Raw genomic sequence first — 19,002 nt, forward strand, 5'->3', positions numbered from 1 at the left:
CCGAGATCAGGTTGCGCTGGCTTGGCGCCGGCCCGCCGATCCGGTTGCCGGAGGCGTTCTGCTGGATGTAGATGCCGGCAATGCTGTTGCCGCGCGCGCTGGCGCCGTCGGCGCTGGTGCCGATGAAGTTGCACTCGATGGTGGTATTGGTGCTGTAGGGCATGTCGATGCCGATGCTGAAGCGGTTGATCACCAGGCCGCGGATGGTGCTGCCGCTGACGAATGGGCTGAGCGAGATGCCGTTGAATGACTCGCCCTCGCCCTCGCCGTCGGGGCTGCGTGTCAGCTCGATCTGCAGCGTCGGCGGCCAGCTGGCGCAGCTCGCGCCCGGCTGGGTCAGCCCGTCGATGGTCACCGGGTCGGTAATGAGCGGCAGCGCCGAATCCAGCGCGATCGTCCGCCCGCTGCTGCCGACGAGGTTGAAGCTGATCGTATCGAGGCCGGGGCTGCCGTTGGCGTCGAGAATGGCCTGGCGCAGCGATCCAGGGCCGCTGTCGTTGGTGTTTGTGACGCTGAACGAGGCGGCGTAGGCGCGTGGCGCGCCCGGCCCCAGCGCCGAAGCTGCGGCAACCCCGAGTGCCAGAACGAGGGCGACGACGCGGCGAAAGGCGTGAGGCAGTCGGGCGTGGAATGCCGCTTGCATGGCGCTGCTCCTATGTGCGAGGCGTGTTTACGTGCCGCCGATATATGCTTTGGACTTACGCAGCTGGCGCGCTCAGCCTTCGGCAGAGCGGTACCGTGCTCGGTATGGTGTGCGGTTTTTCCAGGCGCAGCACGGAAAAACCGCGCACAGAAGATGAACACGTACCAGATCGAGAAGATAGTCTATCATGAAAAACGGTTTTCCGGCGGCCTGGTATACGCCTATGATCGGATTGTAATCGCGGCCTCGCCAAGCTGGGCGCGGGCCTCGCCGAGGTCGCGCACGCGTGCGCGCAGGTGGCGGGTTAGCACGCGGATCACGCCGCGCGCCACTTCGTTGCGCTCGTCCATCAGCTCGTAGAATGGCTCCTGGTCGAGCCGCAGCAGCTGCGTGTCGGCAACCGCCGTCACCGAGGCCACGCGCGGCTCGGGGTCGAGCAGCGCCATCTCGCCGAAGACGTCGCGGGTATGCAGGTGGTTGAGGGTGTGGTCGCCGTCGTGCACGCGCACCTCGCCCTCGATGATGATAAACATGCTGGTGCCGGAGTCGCCTTTGCGGAAGATCGTCGATCCGGCTGGCGCCTCGGCCTCGTGCAGCAGCCCGGCGACATCGGCCAGCACTTCGTCGGGCGTCTCGGCGAAGATCGCCACGGTTTTCAATATCAGCACTTTTTCGATGCGCGAGAGCATAGCGTGCGCTCCTGAGCCGTTGTGCGGCGTGGTGGTATGCGGTGAGCCCTGGCCCAGCGCCCACTGCGCGGTCTCGCGCAGCAGCGGGTCGGCCGAGGCGGCCAGCGGGCGAATGGCCTCGGCCAGCTCGGGTGCGCCAATCATTGCGGCGCTGTAGATCGCGCAGGCGCGCACCCAGCCGGGGTGCTGCCCGTCGGCATTGGCGATCAGCTCGGCCAGCCGGGCGGGCATGCCGATACGGCGCTGGGGCGTGGCTGCCGCCAGCTGCCGCAGCCGTTTGTCGGGCGGGCCGTCGCCCAGCAGCGGCAGGGCCAGCGCGCGCAGCTCGGCGTCGACCTGCGTCTCAATCACTTCAAGCGCGTAGGCGCGCTGCTCGGCCGAACCGCGCAGCAGCGGCGCGCGCGCTCGCGCGATTGCCTGTGCGTCGCTGAGCAGGCCCAGCAGGCTCAGCACGCGCTCGCGGGTGGCGGCCAGATCGGACTGCAGCGCATCGGCCAGTAGCCCGGCGCCGGCGCAGTCTTCGAGCGCCGCCAGCGTGCCTGCGCCTAGCGCCACCTCGGCCTGCAGCTGGCGCAGCAGCCGCGCGCGCGCCTCGGGCGCCGGCCGGTACTCCAGGCGCTCGAGGGCGCGCAGCACCTGGCCGCGCGCGGCCGGGTCGGCGATATCGGCGCGCGTGGCCAGCAGCGCAGCCGCATCGCCGCCGATGCGGCCGCACACCTGGGCGATCCGGCCGGCCAGCGCCGGCTCGGCCGTGGCAAAGGCCGTGGCGAGCGCCGGCAGCGCCGCCGGCCCGCCAGCCACCAGCGCCATCGCGGCTGCCTTTGCGCTGGCCGGCGCCGCCAGCGCGGCCACTACCTCGGGCCACAGCCGCGGGCTGCACACCCGGCCGGCGGCGAACAGCGCAGCGCGCCGCACGCCGCTATCGGGGTCGCGCAGCAGCTCAAGCAGCGGCTGGTCGAACGCCGCAACGCCGACTTGCCCGAGCGCCTGCGCCGCAGCGGCGCGCGCGCCTGGGTCGGGCGCGGCGGCCCAGCCCAGCAGCTGCTGGCCGGCCGCCAGCACGCCGGCGATCCCGCCGCCGCGCAGCAGCCCAACCGTCGCACCCAGCCGGATGGCCGGATCGGGGCTCGCCAGGAACGGCGTGATCGTGGCCAGGGCGGTGTTGCCACGGTGAGTTGCCAGCACCCGGATGGCTTCGCCGCGCACGTCGGCCGCCGGCTCGGCCGCGATCAGCTCGGCCACCGTATCGAGCGCGGCAGCGTCGCCGCTCCGCTCGACCGCCAGCAGCGCCTGCTGGCGCACCGGCGCGGCCGGGTGGCGCAGCAGCCCCGGCAGCAGGCCGGGCAGCGCGTCGTCGGCGCCGGTTGCCAGCGCGCGCAGCGCGTAGATCGCCACCTCGGGCCGAGGGTCGCTCAGCGCTTGGCGCAGCACCGCGCGGCTGGCCGGGTCGACCAGCGCGGGCGTGTCGTCGCCGAGCGTGCGCCGCGCCAGCGCGCGCAGCAGCTGGGCCGGGTACTCGCGCAGCAGCAGCGCGGCCAGCCCCAGCCATGCCGCGATCACCACCAGCAGCACCACGGCCAGATCGATCGGGCTGAGCTGCGCCAGGTAGCTCAGCGCCAGCAGCAGCACGCCGGCCAGCCCCACCGCGCCGGCGTAGACCATGCCCTCGGTGAGCGCCTGGGCTTGGGCGCGCTGCGCCGCAGGCAGCGGCTGGTAGATGATATTCAAGCTCAGCTTTACAAAGCCGTCGTAGCTCAGCTTGCTCAGCAGCTTGTTCAGCGCCGCCAGCCCAAATACCAGCGTCAGCGCCGCCCCCAGGCCGCCGGCAACCACGATCGCCAGCGTCCCAGCCGCCAGCAGCAGCGGCGCGATCAGCAGCAGCGCGCGCAGGCCGAAGCGCCGCGCCACCGCGCCCAGCACAAACGCGTTGGTCAGCGTCCAGGCGATCGCAACTACCGCGTTGAACACGCCAATAAACCCGGCCAGCTGGTTGGTGTTGGCCAGCTGCGCCTGCGTCTGCATATAGAACAGGTTATCGATAAAATAGTAGCCGATGATCGCCAGCGAAAACAGCGAGAGTGTCAGCAGCACGTAGCGGCTGCGGCCGAGCCCGCGGCCAGCCTGCGGCATTGCAGCGGGCGGCGGCGTGGCCGCGCGCGCCAGCTCGGCCGGGTACGCTCGGGTCAGCGCCAGCGCGATCAGCAGCGCGCCGAGAACCGCCGCCGCCGCCAGCAGCAGCAGGTTCGGCGTGCCGATCAGGGCTACCAGCGGCGGCATCAGAAACCCGCCGACGACCGCCGCCGCCGGCTCGCCGGCCGCGATCAGGCCAAACAGGCGCTTGCCCTGCTGCATGTTCACCAGCTGGCCGGCGCTGTTCCACAGCGCCAGGTTGGTCATCACCAGCAGCACCTCGTGGCCGATCGGCAGCGCGAAGATCAGCCAGCTGCCCGCGCCGGCCGCCAGGCCTAGCCGCATGCCGACAAACGCCAGCATCACGCCCAGCAGCGTGGCCGGCAGCAGCCGCGCCAGCGCCACCCGCCGTACCGCGTGCAGGTAGCTCAGCGATGCCAGCGCGGCGATCAGGCTGGCGCCGATGTAGGTGTAGGGCAGCAGCTGGGCGCTAAACTCCGCCAGAAACAGCGCGTAGGCCGCCGAGCGCATGAGCGTGCGCGCGGCGCCGTTGCTTAGCGCAAACAAAAACAGCCGCCGCACCAGCCGCCCTTCGCCTGGCTGAATGCCGAGCAGCTCGGCTAGCGTGTGGTTTGATTGCATAAGTGCCCGGTTGTGTGTGGCCGGCACGCCGGTACGAGGCGGCGCGCCGCATGCTGCAAAGTTACTCTGTCGGGCGGTTGATACCAACTCCGTTTGATTACTTGTGTTTTCTTGTGCGGCGCCCGGCAAAGCCGGGCACCGCACAAGAAAAAGAAATTTCGGGGCGGCGAAGCCCCCGGAACCCCCACCATAATCCAAGCGATCAGCCGGATTTGATATGAGGGGCTCGGACGTTGTAATCTCCCCAACGGAGCTTTGGCGGGTCGCAGGCCCGCCAAATGTGGATCTTCCAAGCCCTTACTCTGGATCAAGATCGCCAGCGCCAAGCATGTAGTTGAAGTTCCCCTCGCCCACCGCGCGTGTCAGCTGGCCAATGATCCGCGGCACGTCGTCGTAGGGGCCAGACACGAAGAATGGCTTGCCTTCCGGCCCGCCGGTGGGTACCGGCGTGGTGCAGGCGGCCGGGTTGGCGCCGGCCAGCAGGTGCTGAACCTGCGCGAACACTGGGTCGGGCCGAAAGCCTAGCCCTGCGGCGTAGCCGACCGCCGTGTCCACAATTTTCGCTACCAGGTCGAAGTCGGCGGGCTGCATTGGCTGGACGTGCAGCGCGTGCTGGCGTAGCCCGGCGTTGTACTCGGCCGGGCCGGCGAACAGCTTGGCCTGCGCGCTTTTCACGCCAAGGCACGCCAGATCCACCAGCAGCAGGCCTGCGGCTACCTTGTTGGTCATGATCGAGCGCCGCGCTACCAGGATGCTGGCCAGCGCGGCCGGCTTGTTCCATCCCTGCGACAGCATCACTTCGTGCAGCGGCCATTTGGCGGCCAGCGCGAAGCCGCTCGGCGGCTTGGCCATCGCAGCTTGGCCTTTTTTCTGCTTACCCATGCGCTACTCTCTGCTAGGTGGCTGTATTGTTATTATGCACGCCGCCAACGCGAATGTCAAAGCGCGCTGTGCCGGCGTCAGCGCCCTGCGATCATGCCTCAGGGCAGCAACGCACCTGCTGCCGCGCCACGAGGCATGTGCCACTGGCGCCGCAAACGAGCCGGCGCGCTTTCGCGCAGCTGGCGGCGCAGCCGGCTGGCGCCGGTGTGCCTGCGCCAGATCTGCTACAATACGCGTGCCCCCGAGCCGCAGCGTGCAACAAGGAAAGCCATGAGCGAGAAACCCTGGCTGGCGCACTACGACGCCGCTGTGCCGCGCACGATCGATGTGCCGCCGATTGCCCTGCCCGAGCTGCTGAGCGCCGCCGCGCGCGATTTCCCGCACGCTCCCGCGATCCTGTTCTACGGCGCCACGATCAGCTACGCCCAGCTCGACGCGCTGGCCACGCGCTGTGCCGCCGCCCTGCGCGCCGCCGGGGTCGGCGCCGGCGATCGCATCGCACTGGTGCTGCCGAACGTGCCGCAGGCGGTGATCTGCTACTACGGCGCGCTGCGCGCCGGCGCCACCGTGGTGCTGGCCAACCCGCTGTTCGAGGCCGGCGGCCTGATCCGCCAGGTCGAGGACGCGCGCGCCTCGTCGGTCGTCGCGCTGAGCATGTTCCACTCGCTGATCGCCCAGGTGCGCGAGCGCGTGCCGTTCGAGCGCGTGATCTACACCAACCTCAAGGAGTACCTGCCCGGCAGCCAGCGCCAGCTGTTCACGCTGCTGCGCCAGGAGCGCGAGGGCCACCGCGTGCCCGAGGCCGAGGCCCGCCGCTCGCTCTGGCTCGCGCGCATGCTCGCGGCCGCCGATCCCGCCGCGCCGCTGCCGCCCGCCGACCCAGCGGCGCCTGCGGTGATCCTCTACACCGGCGGCACCACCGGCGAGGCCAAGGGCGTTGTGCATACCCACCGCAGCCTGGTGGCCAACGCCCTGCAAACCTCGGCGTGGGTGCCCGAGCTGCGCCGCGGCCACGAGCGCGTGCTCTGCGCGCTGCCGTTCTCGCACGCCTACGGCATGACCTCGTGCATGAACTTTGCGGTGCGCCTCGCCGCCGCCATGATCCTGCTGCCAACGTTTGAAACCCAGAACGTGCTGCACGCGATCCGGCGCGAGCGCCCCACGCTGTTCCCCGGCGTGCCGCCCATGTACGCCGCGATCACCGACGTGAAAAACGCCCGCGCCTATGGCCTCTCGTCGCTGCACGCCTGCATCAGCGGCGCCGCGCCGCTGCCGGTCGAGGTGCAGGAGGGCTTCGAGCGCATCACCCGCGCCCGCCTGGTCGAGGGCTACGGCCTCAGCGAGGCCGGGCCGGTCACGCACGTCAATCCGCTGGGCAACACCCGGCGCCACGGCTTTATCGGCCTGCCGCTGCCCTCCACCGAGGCGCGCATCGTCGACATCGCCACCGGCGCCGAGCTGCCGCCCGGCGCGATCGGCGAGCTGCTCATTCGCGGCCCGCAGCTAATGCAGGGCTACTGGAACCGCCCGGCCGAGACGGCCGAGGCGCTGACGCCCGACGGCTGGCTGCGCACCGGCGACCTGGCGCGCATGGACGCCGACGGCTTCTTCCAGGTGATCGAGCGCCGCAAGGAGATGATCGTCGCCGGGCGCTACAATATCTACCCGCGCGACATCGAGGAGGTGCTGTACGAGCACCCCAAGGTGCTCGACGCAGCGGTGGCCGGCGTGCCACGCGACGGCGCGACCGACGTGAAGGCGTTTGTGGTGCTGCGCCGCGGCGAGAGCGCCACGCCCGACGAGATCATTCAGTTTCTGCGCGAGCGCCTGCACGCCTACAAGCTGCCCAGCGCGGTCGAGTTTCGCGAGGCGCTGCCGCGCTCGTTTATCGGCAAGGTGCTGCGGCGCGTACTCGTCGAGGGCGAGCGCCCCGAGTAGCCGCGCCTAGCGCAGCGGCACTACCTCGATCTGGCCGAGCTCCAGCGCGTCGCCGCCATCCTCAAGCGGCAGCCGGTCGAGCGCGGGGTAGCTGTACCAGCCCACCAGCACGCGGTAGCGCCCCGGCGGCGCGTCGAGCCGCAGCGTCGGCCCGTACAGGTCGGTCAGTCGCTCGCCCGCGCGCCACTGGTCGGTCGGCAGCGGCGCCGGCGGCCGGTCCTGCTGGCCCCACAGCGCGCCGTCCGGGCCGGCCAGGTGGACGAACAGCGTGTATGCCGGCAGCGTGCCGGCGCGCGCCTGCCACGCCAGCGTCACCGGCACGATGTCGCCGGGTCGGTATGGCCCGGCCGGCAGGGTGTAGCCAACCAGCGCGATCCCGCCGCGCCAGGCGCGCTCGGCTGGCGTGGTGGCGGCCAGCGCCAGCGGCTGGCGCTCCACGCGCCACAGCCGGCCCTCCGGCCGCTGCGCCAGCCCCAGGCTCGGCAGCGCGTGCAGCAGATACACCGCGCGCCCGGCCGCCAGCGCCGCGTCGGCGTCGCGCCGCGCCACGCTTTCGTTCAGCGGCCGTACCTCCAGGTCGGGCCTCAGCCCCTCGATCGCCTGCAGGTAGCGCAGGCTCTCCACCGCGTCCCAGTCGACAATCAGCAGCGCGCCGTGCGGCAGCTTCTGCCCGATCAGCGCGCGCGCGGCAAGCTCGGGCGCGATCGTGTTCGCCGCGCGGATGGCCGGCAGGTTCTGCCACAGCAGCAGCGCGGGCAGCGCGAGCGCGAGCAGCGCCAGCCTGGGGCTCCGCAAGCCCGGCCAGCTGGCCTGCGCCCGGCCAGCCGGCCAGCTCTCTGCCAGCGCCATCGCGCCCTCGCCCAGCAGCAGCGCCGCCAGCACGTGCGCCGAGATCAGAAACACCTCGACATCCTGCACAAAGAACAGCACGCAGAACGCCAGCGTCAGCAGGTAGCCGCTCGTCAGCAGCGCCGCCAGCGCCAGGTCGCGCCGCCACACCCGCGCCAGCCCCAGCAGCGCCAGCAGCGCGCCGGCCGGCAGCAGCTGCGGCCACAGGTAGCGCCCGGCCAGCTCGCGCAGGTGCTCGGCGGCCACTCGCCATGGCTCGGCCACATTCAGCCACACCGAAAGCGCATCCGAGCCCATGATCACGCGCGCAAGCGTGCCCCACGAGTCGAGCCAGGCCGGCGCGCGGAGCGGCAGGTATAGGTACAGCAGGCAGCCCGCCAGCAGCCCCAGCAGCGCCAGCGCGGCATCGCCTATGCTGAGGATGGGCGCCGGTTGCGTGCCGGCGTGGCGCCCGCCGCCGGGCCACCTGCGCGTCGGCATGCCCCGCTGCGATTGTGCCGCGGCGGCCTGGCCCGCAGCGTCGCGCGCCTGGCCCGTCCAGAGCGCGATCAGCCCAAACAGCATCGCGCCGGGGATCACGAGGATGATCGTGCGGTGGTGCGCCAGGCCGAGGCCCAGCAGCAGGCCGGCCGGCCACAGCCGCCAGCAACCGTCGCGCCAGCGCAGCAGCGCCAGCAGCAGCAGCGCCAGCAGCAGCAGCGCCAGCGCGTACACTTCGGCCACCGTCGCCTGCGACCAGAAGGTGCGCGACATGCCCAGCGCCAGCGCGGCGGCGGCGGCCGCGCCACGCGCCTGCCCGATCGCCCGCGCCACCAGGAACAGCACGCCTACCGCCAGCGCGGCCGCCGCCGCCGAAAACAGCGAGACGCGCCACGCCACGCTGCCCAGCGGCAGCTGGCTCCACAGCCAGCCCAGCAGCGTGTACAGCGGGTAGCCGGTGGGGTGCGCTACGTCGAGCGTCGGCAGCACGCGCTGAAACTCGGCTGTGTCGCCGCTGCCGATCCCCGGCAGCAGCGTCGCCGCGTACAGCGCCAGCGCGCCGGCGCTCAGCCCGCCGGCGATCCAGCCGTCGGCGGCACGTGGCCGCCCGGCCCCGGCGCTCATAGGCCAGCCGCCTTAGACAAAGCAGGCTTGCAGGCGCGCAGGCCGCAGGCGTGTGCCCGCGCAAACCGCGTATACCGGGCCAGCGGCATATGGCAAACACATGCGGCCTTCCCGCGCCCTTTTACTCCGCAGCCCGCATCGCACCCCATCAGCCGCCCGACTTCTGCGGCTCGGCCTCGACGGGCGCCTCAGCCGCGCGGGCGAAGCGCGCCACCCGCCCCAGGCGGCGCTCAAACAGAAACAGCAGGTTCAGCCAGCCGTCGCGCCAGGTGAACAGCTTGGTCTCGCCGATCCGCTCGCGGTAGTCGATATGCACCTCGCCGAAGCGCAAGCCGCGCGCCTGCAGCGCCTCGATCTTGATCTCTTCCGAGAAGGCCATGCCCGGGTGTGTCGCCTGGATCTGCGCCAGGCACGCGCGCCGGAACACCCACATGCCCGATTGCGAGTCGGCCACCCAGCGCCAGTACAGCAGCCGGAACGCGTACGTCAGCACTTTGTTGCCCAGCTGGTTGCGGCGGCGCATCGCCAGCGGGTTGCGCAGCGGGAAGCGGCTGGCCGACACAAAGTCCAGCCCGCGCGCCAGCATCTCGTCCACAATCCCGGCAATCGCGTGCGACGGGTAGGTGCCGTCGCCGTCCACAGTGGCGATGATGTCGCCGCTGGCCGCCGGCAGCCCGGCCTGGTACGCGCTGCCGTAGCCCTTGCGGCCCTCGAAGATCACGCGCGCGCCCCCTTCGACCCCGATCCGCGCGGTCTCGTCGGTCGAGTTGTTGTCGACGACCACCACTTCGTCTACGTACTCGGGCATGTGCTCCAGCACATACCGCAGCCCATGCTCTTCGTTGAAGCACGGGATCACCACAGAGATTGTTAGATCACGGTACATGCCTGTAGCTCCTTACAGTCGAATTAGGCCCGCAGCGTAGCGCGCAGGCCGCGCGCGCCGCCGATCGCCAGCGCCAGCGCCGGCAGCCCCAGCAGCGCCAGCAGCAGCGCCGCCGCGCCCGAGGGCATCCCCGACGCCAGCACATACCACTCCCACAGGTCGAACAGGTGGTGGTTTGGCACGTCCTGCGTCCACAGCCAAAACGCCCGGCGGTTCATGCGCGGTGGTGGGATGGGCAGCGCCTCGCGCAACGCCAGCGGCTGGCCGCCCTGCCGCAGCTCGATCTTTTCCACCAGCAGCCCCAGGTCTTCGTTGCGCGGGTTGTCTTGAGTGTCGCGGGTGGGGTTCCAGGTGTCGCTGTGCAGCTGCAGGCGCGCGCCGCGCCCAAGCTGCTCGGGCGTCAGCCGGAAGCGCAGCGTCCAGCGGATCGGGTCGCCGTCGGTGTTTGTGCGCTCGACGCCCGGCAGCGGCGCGTTGTTTAGCCGCAGCTCGAAGTTCGCGCGCGCCAGCGGCCAGGGCCGGTGGTCGGCCACCCACAGCGTCCCATCGAGCCCGCCCTCGCCGGCCGGGTTCAGCTGAACCGTCGCGTCGGCGTAGGTCCAGCGCGGCAGCAGCTCGCCCTTGCTGCGGTCGCCCTCCGAGTACGAAAAGTCCTTCACCAGCAGCGCGGTGCCGGGCGGGCCGCCCGCCGCGCGCCACCAGTACTCGCGCGCGCGGCCGGCCCAGATCCGCAGCTGCGCGACGATCGGCGAGGCCGCCGGGGTGAAGTAGCGCTCGGCCGGGTCGCTGATCTGCAGGTATACGTCGAAGCTCACCAGCAGCGGCAGCAGCTGCACCGCGAAGCTCGCCAGCGCCAGCCCGCCCGCCGCGATGCGCCAGCCGCGCGCCCGCGCGCCCAGCTCGGCCAGCAGCCCGGCCGCCGGCAGGTAGGCAAACGGCAGCACAAACACCATGTAGCGCGGCCCCCACGCGCCGTCGCCGTGCCAGTAGCCCACCGTGCTGTAGAACCCGAGGTGGCTCAGCAGCATCAGCGCCGCCAGCGCCGACTCGCGCCACTGCTGGCGCGGGCGCGCTGCCAGCCCCACCAGGCCCAGCAGCATACTCGGCGCGTAGAAGATCAGGCCCTTGCCGGTGCTGATCGTCAGGCCGTACAGCCCTTCGCGCCAGTTGCCGTGCTGCCCGAGCGCCTGCGCCCCCACCGAGCCGTAGCCGCTGTTCAGCGCCGATCCGAACAGCTGCGCATTGTACAGCAGCAGCAGCGCCAGCGGCAGCGCCAGCCCTAGCGCCCCGAAGGCCAGCCGCCCCAGCAGCGCCCGCCCGAATGCTCGCGCGTCGCCGCGCCAGCACACCGCCAGCGCGTACAGCGCCAGCGCCGGCAGCGCCAGCCCGGTCTGTATCTTGGTGGCCAGCGCGCCAACCGCAGCCAGCCCGCCGATCGCCCACCACAGCCGCGCCTCGCGCCGCAGCCCGTAGCCGCACAGCGCCAGAAAAAACGTTGCAAGCGGCTCGCCGAAAAAGGTGCGGCTGTGCGGCCACGCCAGGCTCGTCAGGCCGAACAGCAGCCCCACCAGCACAGCGATACGCGCGCTGAAGCCCATCTCCACAACCCACGCCAGCACCAGCCAGGCCGTTGCGGCGGTGACGATCGCCGGCAGCAGCAGCACCACCAGCCGCAGCGTCAGCTCGCTGTAGCCCGGCGTCGCCAGCGCCAGCGCGTTTCCTGCGGCAATAAACGGCACCGCCAGCACCGACTGCAGCGGCCCGTAGCGGCTGTAGCGCAGGCCGTCGGCGCCGGTGTTCACGTTCATCAAGAACTGCTCGTCGGGCGAGATTGCGAAGCTGCCGGTTGCCAGCAGCGACTGCCCGGCCGCTAGCACGGTCTCTTCGTCCGAGGCGTAGGTGTGGCCGCTCATCGTCAGCACATACCAGCCCAGCAGCAACAGAAACAGCGCGGCGCCAGCCCTGCGCGCGCGCGCGGCCGATCCTCTCTCGTGGCGGGGTGACTGCATAGGCGGTGTTTTCGCTCCGATGATGCACCACTGCTGCAGTGGCTGGCGCGTGTCGGCGCCAAGCAAGGAGCTGCGCGGGCGCCACTCGCTATTTGCATCGCTTAGCGATCCTATGCAGAATGGGCAATTTGTCAAACATAAAAACGCCACCCTCAGCGACGTTGCTGAAGGTGGCGCTCGGGGAATGTCAGGCCGAGTGCTACAGCTGCTGTTCGTTCGGGGCGTTAGTGATTTCTTCGCTTTGGCGCACCTCGGTGCGGAACGCGCGGATCGCTTGGCCAAGCGATTGGCCTACCCCCGCCAGCCGCGCCGGGCCAAATACGATAATAATAATCGCCAGAATGATCAGCAGCTCTGGAATACCAATATCGCCCATACGATGCCTCTTCAGCGTAGCGGCCCGATTGCCAATGCGCTGAGTATAGCAGTCGTTTATAAGCGCGAGATGAGTCGAGTGTGAAAGGCTGGTAAGTCTACTCGGTGATCGGTAGCACCTTGACGAAGTTCGTCGCTCCGCGCGCGGCAATCGGGTGGCCGCCGGTCATCACGATCGAGTCGCCCGGCTGCACAAACCCGCGCTTCAGCAGCATCTCGTTCACGCGCGCGCCGAGCGAGTCCAGCCGGTCGACATAATCGCACATGATCGGAGTAATGCCCCACACCAGGTTCAGCCGGTGGTACACTGCCTCGGCCGGCGTAAAGGCCAGAATGGGCGTAAGCGGCCGCATCTGCGCCACCAGCCGCGCGGTGGTGCCGCTCATGGTGAATGCCGCGATTGCGCTCACCGGCAGCGCCTTGACGATCGCGCAGGCCGCCGCGCTGATCGCCTGCGACACCGTCGGCTGCCGGTCGATCGTGATCGTCGGCGTCGCGGTGTGGTCGCCGTGCCGGCCGCTGGCCTCGGCCACCTCGGCGATGCGCGCCATCATCCGCACCGACTCGATCGGGAACTGCCCGTTGGCGGTTTCGCCGCTGAGCATCACTGCGTCGGTGCCGTCGATGATCGCGTTTGCCACGTCGCTGGCCTCGGCGCGGGTAGGCCGCGGGTTGCGGATCATCGAGTCGAGCATTTGTGTGGCGGTGATCACCGGTATGCCCACTAGGTTAGCCGCCTCGATCAGCTGCTTCTGCACCACCGGCACCTGCTCGGCCGCCATCTCGACACCCAGGTCGCCACGCGCCACCATGATCCCGTCGGCGATCTCGAGGATGGCCGAAAGGTCGCTCAGCGCTTCGGGCTTTTCGATCTTGGCGATCACCGGAGTGTTCTTGCCGGCGGCGCTGATGCGCTCTTTTACGTCGCGCAGGTCGGCGGCGCGGCGTACGAACGAGATCGCGACATAGTCGACGTTGTGCGCTAGCCCGAACTCCAGGTCGGCAATGTCTTTCTCGGTCAGCGCCGGCGCGCTCACGTTTACGCCCGGCAGGTTGATACCCTGGTTCTCGCGCAGCTCGCCGCCAAACACCACGCTGGTGTGCACTTCGTCGGCGGTTGTCTCGACGACGCGCAGCTCGATCAGCCCATCCGAGAGCAGAATGCGGTCGCCGGGCTGAACGTCGAGCGGCAGCGCGGTGTAGGTGGTGCTTACGCGCGCCGCAGTTCCGGCGATCTCGTGCACGGTGATATCAAAGCGGTCGCCGGGGTGCAGCAGTACGGGCACGCCATTTTCGAGCTTGCCGGTGCGGATCTTTGGCCCTTGCAGATCCTGCAGCACCGCAAGCGGCCGGTCGGCCTGGCGCGCGGCCTCGCGCAGCATCTCGATGCGCTGGGCATGCTCGGCGTGGCTGCCGTGCGAGAAGTTCAGCCGCGCTACATCCATCCCTGCGGCGATCAGCTGGGCGATCGTTTCAGGGCTGCCGCTGGCCGGGCCGATCGTCGCGACAATCTTTGTTCGGCGCATACGTCTCCACCACTTCTGAAGTGCGGCCGAGTACAGGTATGGTGCTGCGATGTCGTTGGCGGGCGCGCGGCTATTATACCTGATTCGAACCGCGCATGGCGCTTTTGCGGCGCTGGGTTCCGGGCCGCCAGGCTTATGGCCCGGCTGTCAGCGATGGCGCGATTTTGCCCAGCAGCGTCGCGCCAATGCCCTTGACATTGTTTAGCTCGTCTACGCTTTTGAATGGGCCATGCGCCGCGCGATACTCGATGATCCGCTGGGCAAGCGCCTGCCCGATCCCGGCGATGCCGTCCAGCTCGGCCGCGCTGGCGCTGTTGATGTCGATCGGCGCGCCGGCCTGCGCTGCCGCGCCGGCTGCGCTGGCCGGGCTCGCTGCGCTGGCCGGTGCGGCCTCGCCCTGCCGCGGAATGTGGATGTGCTGGCCGTCGCTCAGCCGCTCGGCCAGGTTCACCTGCTCGGCGTCGGCGTCAGCGCTGAACCCGCCGGCGGCCACCACCAGGTCTTTGATGCGCGCTGTAGCGGGCAGCTGGTATACGTCCGGCGCGCGCACCGCCCCGCTGACATACACCACCAGCGGCGGCTCTGCCGTGGGCGCGGCGCTTGGCTCGGCGGCCGGCTCGCCCTCGTATGCGGGCGCGGCGTTGGCCGGCTCGATCGCGCCAATCGCGGGCGGCTCGGGCGCCTCCGGCGCCCCCATGAGCCAGCGCGCCGCCAGTATCGCTATGGCTACTACCACCGCGCCAGCCGCGACCAGCCGCATGTGGCGCCGGAACAAGGCGAAGAAAGTCGCCATCGTGTGCTCTCCTGCATCGGCGGTTCCTTTCTTTATTATGCCAGAAGCCCAACGCGCCGGGCAAGACGATTCGGTCCTGATACGAATGGTACTCTTTTTGCGGCCATGCGACTGCCCGCTGTGCATGCTGCTTTCGCGCGAAGCCTTGGTTTTCCAAGCGTTGCTGGCGGCGCAGAATAAAAAAAGCGGAGGCGGCCGGGCACCCGGCCGCCTCCCGAACCCGAGCTAGTATGGTTGCCTACGAGGCTTTGCGCTTGCTCGGCGCCGCCTTGGGCTTGGCGGCCTTGGCAGGCGTGCGGCTAGCTGCGGCCTTCGGCGCGGCTGCGGCCTTGGCGGGCTTGGTGGCCTTGGCGGGCGCGCGGCTGCCGGCATTGGCGGCCTTGGGCTTGGCCGCGCGCGCGGCTGGTGTGGCAGCGGCGGCCTTTGCGCCTGCCTTGGGCGCGGCCTTCGCGGCGGCTTTGCGCGCTGGCGCGGCCGGCGTGGCCGGGGCGTTCGGGTCGGGCACGTAGTTCGCCACCTCGGCCAGGTCATTCACCAGGTAATCGCACTTGGGGTAGCGGTTGCAGCCGAAGAACGGCCGGCCGAACTTGCCGCGCCGCTGCATCAGCTCGCCCTGCTGGCACTTCGGGCAGGCTACCCCGGTCGGCTCGGGCAGCGGCACCGGCTTGCCGTCTTTGCCCAGCCGGCGGGTGTTGGTGCATTCCGGGTAGCCGCTGCAGCCCAGAAACGGCCCGAAGCGGCTCTTCTTGGTCACCATCGGCTTGCCGCAGACATTGCACACGACATCGCTGATCTCGGGCGCGCTGGCCGGGTTGATCACCACCTGCCCGTCTTCATCGCGGTGGAAGTCGCCGGTGAAATCGCACTCGGGGTAGCGGTTGCACGCCAGGAACTCGCCATTGCGGCCGAACCTGATCGCTAGCTGGCCCTGCTGACATTTGGGGCAGGCCAGGTCGGTGGTCACGTCTTCGCGCTTGACATTGCGCATCGTCTCTTTGGCGGTGGCCAGCGTCCGCTCGAACGGCGCGTAGAAGTCGTGCAGCACCGGCCCCCAGCGCTTCTGCCCCTCGGCGATATCGTCGAGCTGCTGCTCCATCGACGAGGTGAAGCCGTAGTCGACAATGCTCGGGAAGTGCTCGACCAGCAGCTCGGTGACGACCCGGCCAAGCGTGGTTGGAATAAGCTTCTTCTCGGCCAGCTCGACATACTTGCGCTCGACGATCGTCGAGATCGTCGGCGCGTAGGTCGAGGGCCGCCCGATTCCCAGGCGCTCGAGCTCTTTCACCAGGCTGGCCTCGGTGAAGCGCGGCAGCGGCTCGGTGAAGTGCTGGATCGGCAGCAGCTGGAGCAGGCTCAGCGCCTCGCGCTCGGCCAGCGGCGGCAGCCGGCGCTCGCTATCCTCGTCTTCCTCGCCTTCGTCGAGGCTCACGTTATACACCGCCAGAAAGCCTGGGAACTTCAGCACGCTGCCGGTGGCGCGGAAGGTGTACGGGTCGACATCCGAAGAGCCAGGGGCAGAAGAGGAAGCTCGCTCGTCTTTCGCCTTGCGTCTTTCGTCTTTCGTCAGCGCCCCAATGTCCACCGTCGTGCTGTCGAACAGCGCCGCCTCCATCTGGCTGGCAATAAAGCGCTTCCAGATCAGCTCGTACAGCCGGAACTGCTCGCGCGGCAAGATCTCGCGCAGCGCCTCGGGCGTGCGGCGGCTCGATGTGGGGCGGATGGCCTCGTGCGCCTCTTGCGCCCCTTTGGCTTTGGTGCGGTACACCGGCGGCTTTTCGGGCAGGTAGTCGGCGCCGAAGCGGTTCAAGATGACGTCGCGCGCCTCTTCTTGGGCCTCGCGCGCGATGTTGAAGCTGTCCGTTCGCATGTAGGTGATCAGGCCGACCGTGCCTTCGTCGCCGCCGATGTCTACGCCTTCGTACAGCTGCTGCGCTACGATCATGGTGCGCTTGGCCGAAAAGCCCAGCTTGCGCCCGGCCTCTTGCTGCAAGGTGCTGGTGGTGAACGGCGGCGCCGGCGTGCGCTTCTTGTCTTTGCGAGTGATCTTGCGCACGGCGTAGCTGGCGCCGTCCAGGTCCGCTACAATCGCCTGGGCCGAGTCGGCGTCGCCGATCGCGAACTTGTCGAGCTTCTTGCCGGCGCGCTCGATCAGCACCGCGCGAAACTGGTCCTTGCGGTCGCCGCTCGGCTTGCCGCCTGCAGCTTGCTTGCTCAGGTCGGCCTCGATCGTCCAGTACTCTTGCGGCACAAACGCTTCGATCTCGCGCTCGCGCTCGACCACGAGGCGCACCGCCACCGACTGCACGCGCCCGGCCGAAAGCCCGCGCATCACTTTGTCCCATAGCAGCGGAGAAAGCTTATAGCCTACCAGCCGGTCGAGCACGCGCCGCGCCTGCTGCGCGTCTACCAGGTTGTGGTCGATCTGGCGCGGGTGCGCGATCGCCTGCTGCACGGCATTGCGCGTGATCTCGCTGAACTCGACGCGGTAGATCGGCGTGCCGCGCGGGATGCCGGCCGCCTGCGTAATATGCCAAGCGATCGCCTCGCCCTCGCGGTCGGGGTCGGTGGCTAGGTACACCGCCTCGGCCTGGCGGATCGACTTCTTCAGCGCCGCCACGACCTTTTCCTTGCCCTTGGCTACCTCGTATACCGGCGCGAAGTCGCGCTCGACATCGACGCCCAGGTCGCTCTTCGGCAGGTCGCGCACGTGGCCCATCGAGGCCTCAACCCGAAATCCGCGCCCAAGGTACTTCTGAATAGTTTTCGCCTTTGCCGGCGACTCGACAATTACAAGTTTATCGGCCATACCTGCTGCTGATCCTTATATGTATGTATACGCGTGCTGGCCGGTCGTGCCGCTGGAATCTCTGCGGAAGGGCAGCCGATGCCGCCGGGCTGGGGCGCGAGCCGCGTATATATGGCAGTGCCGGGGGTACCAGACTCTTCGGCATGCGAGACATGAGGCTCACTATAGCGAGCAACTATGGCCTTGTCAAGTACCCTTGTTCTATTGCCGTATCGCCAACCTGGCAGCTCTGAGGTGTGCGCAGCCGTCGCGGAAGCTGTATTGTCAGCAAATTGTCATGTTTCGGTCGATCAGTACCATCGTCCTATTGTTCCACCGCGCCGCGAAGCCGTATAATTCGTGGCAGACGCTCGCAAAAGATTTCGGCATACGCGCATGCGCGTTGAAAGCATCGAAAGGCGCGGATGATGCTCCAGCGGCGAACACAACGAACGGGCCAGTCGATGGTCGAAATGGCGTTGCTGCTTCCCTTCATTATCATGATTATTTTTGGCATTATCGACATGGGCTGGTATATCTTCGGCTACGCCACCGTGTACCAGGCGGCGCGCAATGGCGCCGAGAAGGCTGCCGAGATCCCGCCGTACCCCAGCAAGCTCAGCCCGCTCGACCGCAGCGATCTGTGCGTGTCGTCGATTTTGTCGGCGACGCTGGCCGGCACGCCCGAGGTGCTGTTCCGCGATATCGCCAGCGGCAACAGTGGCAATACCTTCGGGCTGAGCTACCCCAGCGGCAAGCGCCAGCTGGGCGAGCCAATTCAGCTCGATCTGGTGTATAACATCCAGCCGCTCACGCCCTTCTGGCGCCTGATTACGTTCGGCAGCCAGGGCACAATGCGGGTGCAGATGGCGACGCGCCGCTCGATTGAATCGCTAGGCGATAACCCGAACTCGCCCAACCTTGTCGCCTGCCAGCCGTGAGGAATAGTATGCTGCGACACACTCCAACCCGCGGCCAGGCCCTTGTCGAGTTCGCGCTGGCGGCGACGCTGATATTCTTCCTGCTCGCCGCCGCCGTCGATATCGGCCTTATGATGTTCGCGCTGCAGGGCCTGCACAACGCCGCCCAGGAGGGCGCCTCCTACGGCAGCCGCTGGCTGATCACCGACGCGCAGGGCCGCCGCGTGCTCGATGTCGACGCGATCAAGCAGCACGTGCGCTATGAGTCCGGCGATAAAGGCGGTATTGGCTTTGTCAACCTGCTCGACCTGAATGGCGATGGCGTGAAGGACGACACCCAGGCCGGCGTGGTCGACCAGAATATCACCGTCGAGATGCTGGCCGACCCGTCGATGGACGGCGACCCGACGTTCGACGTGGCGCACAATCTTCCTGAAAATGTGCTCTGCACCGACGCCAGCACTGCCACCACGGCGCTGTGCTACATCCGCGTGACGGTGCATTCGGTTCACAAGATGCTGTTCCCGCTGGCGCCGGCGTTTAGCCGCACCGTGCCGCTGAAGTCGTCCTATATCATGCCGATCCGCGACAGCGTGGCGCGCGGCACAGGCACCGGCACCTCGACACAGATTACGACCTGCACCGTGCCGAACTTCAAGGGCGTTTCGCCGAATGCCGCGTCGTCGCTTTGGGCCAACGCTAAGTTCACCGGCACGATCAATATTACCGTCGGCAACTATACCATCGGTACCCAGAGCATCGCCGCCGGGACGATCGCCCTGTGCAAGACGTCGATCTCGGTTGGGCCATAAGCTGGCTTACCTACTGCCG

General features: G+C 68.8%; 12 protein-coding genes. 3 read left to right on the plus strand and 9 right to left on the minus strand.

Translation table 11 applies throughout. The annotated features are described in order from the left end of the window. Nucleotides 1–864: 864 nt before the first annotated feature. On the minus strand, nucleotides 865–4,104 hold the full coding sequence (locus U0177_RS02385; protein ID WP_409568975.1) for a cyclic nucleotide-binding domain-containing protein: 3,240 nt from the start codon (nucleotides 4,102–4,104) through the stop codon (nucleotides 865–867). Between the two features lie 297 nt (nucleotides 4,105–4,401). Then, nucleotides 4,402–4,986, minus strand: a complete 585-nt coding sequence (locus tag U0177_RS02390) for a hypothetical protein (RefSeq protein ID WP_409568976.1) — start codon at nucleotides 4,984–4,986, stop codon at nucleotides 4,402–4,404. 270 nt (nucleotides 4,987–5,256) lie between these two features. Between U0177_RS02390 and U0177_RS02395 the strand changes: the two genes are divergently transcribed. Continuing rightward, nucleotides 5,257–6,924: a long-chain-fatty-acid--CoA ligase gene (locus U0177_RS02395; protein WP_409568977.1), complete on the plus strand. Its 1,668-nt coding sequence runs from the start codon at nucleotides 5,257–5,259 to the stop codon at nucleotides 6,922–6,924. A 6-nt stretch (nucleotides 6,925–6,930) separates the two neighbouring features. Here U0177_RS02395 and U0177_RS02400 read toward each other — a convergent pair whose 3' ends face one another. The 7 genes from U0177_RS02400 to topA all read right to left on the minus strand — a co-directional run bounded on the left by U0177_RS02400 (nucleotide 6,931) and on the right by topA (nucleotide 17,272). Beyond that, entirely contained in the window at nucleotides 6,931–8,877 is a 1,947-nt protein-coding gene (locus U0177_RS02400) for a protein O-mannosyl-transferase family (RefSeq protein ID WP_409568978.1), read from the minus strand. A 148-nt stretch (nucleotides 8,878–9,025) separates the two neighbouring features. Next, on the minus strand, nucleotides 9,026–9,763 hold the full coding sequence (locus tag U0177_RS02405; protein WP_409568979.1) for a glycosyltransferase family 2 protein: 738 nt from the start codon (nucleotides 9,761–9,763) through the stop codon (nucleotides 9,026–9,028). 23 nt (nucleotides 9,764–9,786) lie between these two features. Further along, on the minus strand, nucleotides 9,787–11,772 hold the full coding sequence (locus U0177_RS02410; protein ID WP_409568980.1) for a hypothetical protein: 1,986 nt from the start codon (nucleotides 11,770–11,772) through the stop codon (nucleotides 9,787–9,789). A 199-nt stretch (nucleotides 11,773–11,971) separates the two neighbouring features. After that, nucleotides 11,972–12,148, minus strand: a complete 177-nt coding sequence (locus tag U0177_RS02415; protein ID WP_409568981.1) for a twin-arginine translocase TatA/TatE family subunit — start codon at nucleotides 12,146–12,148, stop codon at nucleotides 11,972–11,974. Nucleotides 12,149–12,245: 97 nt separating this feature from the next. Continuing rightward, complete coding sequence (gene pyk / locus U0177_RS02420; protein WP_409568982.1) at nucleotides 12,246–13,673, minus strand: pyruvate kinase; 1,428 nt, start codon at nucleotides 13,671–13,673, stop codon at nucleotides 12,246–12,248. Nucleotides 13,674–13,806: 133 nt separating this feature from the next. Beyond that, the gene (locus tag U0177_RS02425) at nucleotides 13,807–14,466 is read right to left on the minus strand and encodes a helix-hairpin-helix domain-containing protein (RefSeq protein WP_409568983.1); all 660 of its coding nucleotides are present in this window, start codon (nucleotides 14,464–14,466) and stop codon (nucleotides 13,807–13,809) included. Between the two features lie 238 nt (nucleotides 14,467–14,704). After that, nucleotides 14,705–17,272 carry a type I DNA topoisomerase gene (gene topA, locus U0177_RS02430; RefSeq protein ID WP_409568984.1) on the minus strand — a complete coding sequence of 856 codons (2,568 nt, stop codon included), beginning with the start codon at nucleotides 17,270–17,272 and terminating at the stop codon, nucleotides 14,705–14,707. A gap of 407 nt (nucleotides 17,273–17,679) precedes the next feature. Between topA and U0177_RS02435 the strand changes: the two genes are divergently transcribed. Together U0177_RS02435 and U0177_RS02440 are read left to right on the plus strand one after the other, a co-directional pair. Beyond that, a complete protein-coding gene (locus U0177_RS02435) occupies nucleotides 17,680–18,192 on the plus strand; it encodes a TadE family protein (RefSeq protein WP_409568985.1) in 513 nt (170 codons plus the stop codon). Between the two features lie 8 nt (nucleotides 18,193–18,200). After that, a complete protein-coding gene (locus U0177_RS02440; protein WP_409568986.1) occupies nucleotides 18,201–18,983 on the plus strand; it encodes a TadE/TadG family type IV pilus assembly protein in 783 nt (260 codons plus the stop codon). The last annotated feature ends 19 nt before the right edge of the window (nucleotides 18,984–19,002 follow it).

It is taken from the genome of Kouleothrix sp. (assembly GCF_046328425.1).
Taxonomy (GTDB): Bacteria; Chloroflexota; Chloroflexia; order Chloroflexales; family Roseiflexaceae; genus Kouleothrix.